Source organism: Streptomyces odonnellii, assembly GCF_000981895.1.
GTDB classification, from domain to species: Bacteria; Actinomycetota; Actinomycetes; order Streptomycetales; family Streptomycetaceae; genus Streptomyces; species Streptomyces odonnellii.
Genome location: NZ_LATD01000558.1, coordinates 1 through 6,519, shown reverse-complemented (window position 1 = coordinate 6,519; position 6,519 = coordinate 1). Strand labels below are relative to the sequence as shown.

5 protein-coding genes are annotated in these 6,519 nt (G+C 70.8%); 3 read left to right on the top strand and 2 right to left on the bottom strand.

What is annotated here, in order from left to right:
- Nucleotides 1-341: 341 nt before the first annotated feature.
- From WH07_RS34975 to WH07_RS34965, 3 genes are all read left to right on the top strand, one after another.
- A complete protein-coding gene (locus WH07_RS34975; protein WP_046509115.1) occupies nt 342-1,349 on the top strand; it encodes a bifunctional helix-turn-helix transcriptional regulator/GNAT family N-acetyltransferase in 1,008 nt (335 codons plus the stop codon).
- On the top strand, nt 1,346-2,122 hold the full coding sequence (locus WH07_RS34970) for a sugar phosphate isomerase/epimerase family protein (RefSeq protein WP_046509113.1): 777 nt from the start codon (nt 1,346-1,348) through the stop codon (nt 2,120-2,122). The genes WH07_RS34975 and WH07_RS34970 overlap by 4 nt, the downstream gene beginning before the upstream one ends.
- A gap of 442 nt (nt 2,123-2,564) precedes the next feature.
- Complete coding sequence (locus WH07_RS34965) at nt 2,565-4,388, top strand: glycoside hydrolase family 3 protein (RefSeq protein ID WP_046509112.1); 1,824 nt, start codon at nt 2,565-2,567, stop codon at nt 4,386-4,388.
- Nucleotides 4,389-4,516: 128 nt separating this feature from the next.
- Here WH07_RS34965 and WH07_RS34960 read toward each other — a convergent pair whose 3' ends face one another.
- On the bottom strand, nt 4,517-5,962 hold the full coding sequence (locus WH07_RS34960) for a S28 family serine protease (protein ID WP_046509110.1): 1,446 nt from the start codon (nt 5,960-5,962) through the stop codon (nt 4,517-4,519).
- 82 nt (nt 5,963-6,044) lie between these two features.
- The gene (locus WH07_RS34955) at nt 6,045-6,440 is read right to left on the bottom strand and encodes a hypothetical protein (RefSeq protein WP_046509108.1); all 396 of its coding nucleotides are present in this window, start codon (nt 6,438-6,440) and stop codon (nt 6,045-6,047) included.
- Between the last annotated feature and the right edge of the window lie 79 nt (nt 6,441-6,519).

Here is a 6,519-nt window from a genome sequence, read left to right as displayed (position 1 = left end):
GGATGGCCACGATCGCGGCGGAGCTGATGGCGCGGGCGTCGACGGCGCCACCGCGGGCGGCGGGCTGAGGCCGGGAAGACCGGGGAGACCGGGGCGGTCGCGGAGGGCTGGGACGGTCGCGGGGCGGCCGAGGCTGTCGCGGGGCGACTGAGGGAGTACGGATCCGCGGGGGCAGCGGGGTCTGTGGGGTCTGTTGGGCCGCCGGGAGGTGAGTGGCGAGTAGACGCCAAGGCATCGGCAGGGCCTTGTCGGCAGCCGGAGGCCGGACATAACGTTGACCCAGTCAAAGAAAAGTCCGGGGACGAGACCGGGAACAGGTCCGGGAAAGTCGGGGGTGGGTCATGGCTGTCCAGGAAATCCGCGCGTTCAACCGCTTCTACACGAATCTCATCGGGGCGCTCGACTACAGCAAGCACCTCTACACGCCGTACACGCTCACCGAGTCGCGGTTGCTGTACGAGCTGGCGCACGCGCCGCGCACCGACGCCGCCGATCTGCGGGTCGAGCTCTCGCTCGACGCGGGATATCTGAGCCGGCTGCTGACCAAGTTCGAGCGCGACGGGCTGGTGGGGCGCGCACCGTCGGAGCAGGACTCGCGGCGCCGGCGGATAACGCTGACAGCGAGGGGCCGCGAGGCCGCCGCGCTGCTGGACGAGCGGTCGCGGGAGGCCGTCGGTTCGCTGCTCTCCCGGGTCGAGCCCGAGCGGCGTGCGGAGCTGACGGAGGCGATGCGGACGGTACGGGACATCCTCGGCGCCGGGCGCCCCGGGCCGCCGCGCGACGAAGGGCCGGTGCTGCGTGAGCCGGTCCCCGGCGAACTGGGCTGGATCGTACAGCGCCATGGCGCGGTGTACGCGGCGGAGTACGGCTGGAACACCGAGTTCGAAGGCCTGGTCGCCCGGATCGTGGCGGACTTCGCCCGGGACCACGATCCGCTGCTGGAGCGGGTCTGGATGGCCGAGCTGGACGGCAGTCCGGTGGGTTCGGTGATGTGTGTACGGGACGACCCGCCGGAGGCACGGGACTCCGCGCCGCACACCGCACGGCTGCGGCTGCTGCTGGTCGAGCCGGGGGCCCGGGGGCATGGCCTCGGGGAGCGGCTGGTCTCGGCAGTGGTGGAGTTCGCCCGGGCGGCGGGGTATCGGGAGCTGGTGCTGTGGACGAACGACGTCCTGGCCGCGGCCCGCACCCTGTATCAGCGGGCCGGGTTCACTCTTGTCGCGGAGGAACCGCACCACTCGTACGGAGCGGACCTGATCGGGCAGGACTGGCGGCTTTCACTGGGGGAAGAAGCGGTCATATCCCAGGACGGACCGGGGAGCGTGCAGCGAGAGGAGACAGGCCGGTGAAGTTCGCGTTCTCGACCCTCGGAGTGCCGGGGCTGCCCATCCCCGAGGTCGTCGCACTCGCCTCCTCGACGGGGTATCAGGGGGTGGAGCTGCGGGCCCATCCGGAGGAGCCGGTGCATCCGGGGATCGGCCCGGGTGAACGGGCGGCGGTGGCCGAGGCGTTCGAGCGGGCGGGTATCGAGATCCTGACGGTGGCGGGGTACGCGCGGGTGGCGAGCGCGGAGGCCGACGGGGAGCGGGTGCGCCAGGAGCTGGAGGAGCTGGTGCGGCTGGCAGGGGATCTGGGCGCCCCGTTCGTCCGGGTCTTCCCGGGCGGCGGCGACCGGGACCCGGCCGACGCCGACGCGACGGCGGCGGGCCGACTGGCCCGGGCGGCGGAAATGGCGGCGGATGTCGGCGTCCGGATCCTGCTGGAGACACATGACTCGCACCGCACGGGAGCGGACGCGGCCAGGGTGCTGGGGCTGGTGGGGCACCCGCAGGCGGGGGCGCTGTGGGATGTGATGCACACCTGGCTGGGCGGCGAGGATCCGGTCGTCACGCATGCCGCGCTCGGCCCCTACCTGGGTTATGTCCAGGTGAAGGACATCGCCTCGGCGCGGGACACCACACCGCTGGCGCTGGGTGCGGGGGTGCTGCCACTGGGCGAGTGCCTGGCGCTGCTCGATGACACGAGCTGGGTGTGCTGGGAGTACGAGAAGCGCTGGTATCCCTCGGCGGAGGAGCTGCCGGGGCTGCTGGCGGCCGGGCGGGAGTATCTGGAGAGTCTCTGACAGGGCAGATGCCGCGCGCCCCGGCGGTACGGACGCCGGGCAGTCTCCTCCGGGAGCGCTCGTACCGCGCCCGTCCGCCCATCACGGAATTTCCGGACCTTCGGAACCTCCGGCCCATACCACTCGTCTTACTGGTGTGCGCCGATAAATCTGCGCGGCGGTGTCGGCCTCGCCCGCTGGCTGCGATCGCCGACTCCCCTCTTCAGCCGCCCGCGGCCGGCCGCACACCGCCACCGGTGCGCCCCCCTTGCCTGCGCCGGTGGCGGCCCTCCTCGCCGCCGCGCCGCCGTCGCGCCACCCGCCGTGCCGCCGCTGTACAGCCACGCCGCGCAGAGACGCTTTCCGTGGCGGATCCCTTGACTGGCAGTTACTTCCCGGATACTCGTTTGGGTTTGGAAGTTTTTTTCAGTTCTCCCGCAGCGCACAGCCGGAAGGAGCACCAGTGCACGACCGGACCATCTCCAGACGCGCTCTCCTCGCCGCAACCGCCGTAGCGGCGGGCGCCGTTGCCAGTCAGGCCGCCCCTGTGGCGGCCGCTTCCCCACAGCTCGCCGCGCGCCGCCGCGACCGCCTCCGCCGGCTCATCTCACGTATGAGCCTGGAGGAGAAGGTCGGCCAGCTCTTTGTGATGCGGGTGTACGGCCACTCCGCGACCGCGCCCGACCAGGCCGACATCGACGCGAACCTCGCCGAGATCGGGGTGCGGACCGCCGCCGAGCTGATCTCCACGTACCACGTCGGCGGCATCATCTACTTCGCCTGGGCGCACAACACCCGCGATCCGCGCCAGATCGCCGACCTCTCCAACGGCATTCAGAAGGCCGGCCTGGCGCAGAACACCCCCGTCCCCCTGCTGATCGCCACCGATCAGGAGCACGGCATCGTCGCCCGGGTCGGCAAGCCGGCCACGCTGATGCCGGGAGCGATGGCGCTCGGCGCGTCCCGGTCGCACGCCGACGCCCGCGAGGCCGCGCGGATCGCGGGCGCGGAGCTGGCCGCCATGGGCATCAACCAGAACTACGCGCCGGACGCGGACGTCAATGTGAACCCGGCCAACCCGGTCATCGGGGTCCGCTCCTTCGGCGCCGATCCGCAGGCCGTGGCCGGTATGGTCGCCGCGCAGGTGACGGGCTATCAGAGCGCCGGGATCGCCACAGCGGCCAAGCACTTCCCCGGCCATGGCGACACCAAGGACGACAGCCACTACTCACTGCCCACCATCCACCACACCCGTGAGCAGTGGACCGAGCTGGACGCGCCGCCGTTCCGGGCCGCGATCGACGCCGGTGTCGCCTCGATCATGACCGCGCACATCGTCGTCCCGGCCCTGGACCCGAGCGAGGACCCGGCGACCCTCTCGCGCCCCATCGTCACCGGCGTCCTGCGCGAGCAGCTCGGTTACAAGGGCGTCGTCATCACTGACGCGCTCGGGATGGAGGGCGTACGGCAGAAGTACGATGACGCACGGGTGCCGGTGCTCGCGCTCAAGGCGGGGGTGGACCAACTGCTCAATCCGCCCGATCTGCGGCTCGCGTGGAACGCCGTCCTGACCGCCGTCAAGGACGGCGAGATCAGCGAGGCACGCATCGAGGAGTCCATCCTCCGCATCCTCGAACTGAAGGAACGGCTGGGCCTGTTCCGGGACGCCACCGTCTCGGCGCGGGATCTGGACCGTACGGTCGGCACCCGGGCGCATCTCGCCGCCGCCGACCGGATCGCCGAGCACACCACCACGCTGCTCGTGAATGAGAAAGGGCTGCTGCCCCTGCGCCCCCGCCGGAAGAAGAATCTGCTGGTCGTCGGGGCGGATCCGGCCTCACCGTCCGGGACGACCGGTCCGCCGACCACTGTGCTCGCCAAGGCCCTGACCGAACTGGGCTTCACCGCCACGGCCCTGTCCACCGGTACGGCCCCGAGCGCGGCGCAGATCGAGGCCGCGGTTGCGGGGGCCCAGGGCAAGGACGCGGTGATCGTGGCCACGTACAACGTCTCGGCGACCAGTTCACAGCGCACGCTCGTCAGCGCGCTCGCCGCGACCGGTGTGCCATTGGTCTCGGTCGCCATCCGCAATCCCTATGACATCGCGCGGCTGTCCGGCGTCACGGCCTCGCTGGCCGCCTACTCCTGGACGGACGTCGAAGTACGGGCCGCGGCGCGGGTGATCGCGGGCCGGGTGCGGCCACGGGGCCGGCTGCCCGTACCGGTGCAGCACGCGGACGACCCGGCGCTGGTGCTCTATCCGATCGGTCATGGCCTGTCCTACTGACCGGCCGGGCACAGGCGCGCATCGGGGCGCACAGAGCTGTGCCCGCCGTTCCCGGGTCCAGGGACCCGGGAACGGCGGGCACGGCAGGCACACCGAGCAAGGCCGCCGGCGGACCGGCGGCTGAGGAGTTACGGCCTCAGGGTGTGCTGCTCGCGCTCGGTCTTCTGCCGGTCGAGCTTGGTGTTGAACGGTGCCAGCGGCTTCGCCTTCGCCGCGTCCTGCTGGACGGCGGCCGGGGCGACGCCCGCCCACTCCAGGATGCGGGCGGTGGCCTTCGCCCGCTCGTCCGGGACGAGGGCCGCGACATTGGCACCGTGGTTGGCGCCGGGCGCGACATACACATAGCTGTCACGGGCGCCGCGGTCCAGGTGGAAGGGCTCCGCACCCCACGGGTCGTTCTGCCCGTACACGAACAGCATCTGATTCGCGTGGTGGCGGACCCAGGTGTCGACGTCCCGCATCGTGGAGGAGTCGAACTTCATGGGGATGGAGCGGGGCACGAAGTTCCGCGGCGGCTGGTAGCCGTAGCGGCTCAGGTTGCCGAGGTGCGGCTGCTTGATGTCGGGCGAGCCGAGCTGCGTGCCGGCCTGGTAGTAGTACGGCGTGTAGGTCTCCAGGCCCTGGTCCGTGTAGGCCGAGAAGCCGGAGATCGCGTCGATGGTGTCGTAGATCTCCTGGTCGGAGGCGGTCGCCGCGGCCGGGATGAACTCGCAGTCCGAGACCAGGCTGTACTGCCAGAACGCCCAGACGAAGTCGAGCACCACGGCCTCGTACGCCTTGTCCAGCGTGCCGACGGTGGTGAAGGTGGCGCCGGTGGCGTCCGCCCACTCCTGGTAGGTCTTCTCCAGCGGCTCACGCCGGACGAGCGCCTCGCGCTGTACGGCGTTGAGCTTGTCGCGGCACTCCTTGGTGCCGACCCGCTCGAAGAACCGGTCGTACGCCGAGTCCTCAGTGTTCACCACATCGTTGGGCGCGACATACGCGACGACGCCGTCCATGTCGCGCGGGTAGAAGCGCTCGAAGTAGGTGGCGGTCATACCGCCCTTGGAGCCGCCCGTGGAGAGCCACTTCTTGGGGTAGATCTGCTTCAGCGCCGAGAAGATCCGGTGCTGGTCACTGGCCGCCTGCCAGATGTCCAGCTTCGACCAGTCGGCCGGCTGCGGGCGGGACGGCGTGAAGAATCGGTACTCCATGGAGACCTGGTTGCCGTCGACGATCCGGGTCGGCTCACTGCGGCTCGGATTGGTCGAGACGTTGTAGCCGCCGGTGAAGAAGACCGTCGGCCGGCTGGTGTCCTTGTGCAGCAGGGTGATGCGCTGCTGGAAGGTGCCCTTGGACGGATGACGGTGGTCGACCGGCTGGGTGTAGTTGAGGACGAAGTAGCGGTACCCCTCGTACGGCTTCTCCTGGATCAGGCTCATCCCCGGGATCGCGAGGATCCGGTCCTTGATGTCGGTGGTGTCGGTGGCGGGCTTGTGGTCCGCACTCCGATCGGCGGCGGTGGCCGCGCCTGCCGTGGCCACCGTGCCTATGATCAGCACGAGCGACAACAGCCATCTCAGCGCCTTGCGCATTCGCTCTCCCCTGTGTTCATGACAGACGCCGTGAACCTAGCGGGCCGAACGCCCGACCCGCCAGAGCCGGGTCGGCGCCGGTTCAGCAGAGGATCCAACCGGTGGAGGCGGAGACTCCGGAGACGGCGCCGGAGACCCTTACGCATCGGTTCAGGGCATGGACCGTGACCGGGCCCGCCTGCTGCGAGAAGTTTCCGCTGTCCACCACCGGGCGTGCGCCGCGTGCCTGGAGACTGACCGTCATCTCCCGCCTGGTGCCGGGGTCCTTGGCGACGGTGAGGGCGCAGGCGTAGTCGCGTGCCTTGTAGATCCGCAGCTCACCGGTGGCGAAGCCGACCGTCTTCTGGGGACGCCCCGAGCAGACGGACGCGATCCCGGTGCGCGCGACTCCCGACACGCCGTCGGCCACCGCCGCGCCGGGGCCCACGAGGACCAGGGCCCCGGCGACGATCAGCCCCGTGAGCCCGTGCAGGAGCACCTTTCCGGCGCCGGTGCCACTACCCGTACCGGCACCGGCCCGTCCCCCAGCCCGACCCAACACACGCCCCCAGGCTGCC

Bases quoted from the DNA above. Each gene is read 5' to 3' on its own strand.
- WH07_RS34975 (WP_046509115.1), top strand. From the start codon at position 342: ATGGCTGTCCAGGAAATCCGCGCGTTCAACCGCTTCTACACGAATCTC.
- WH07_RS34960 (WP_046509110.1), bottom strand. From the start codon at position 5,962: ATGCGCAAGGCGCTGAGATGGCTGTTGTCGCTCGTGCTGATCATAGGC.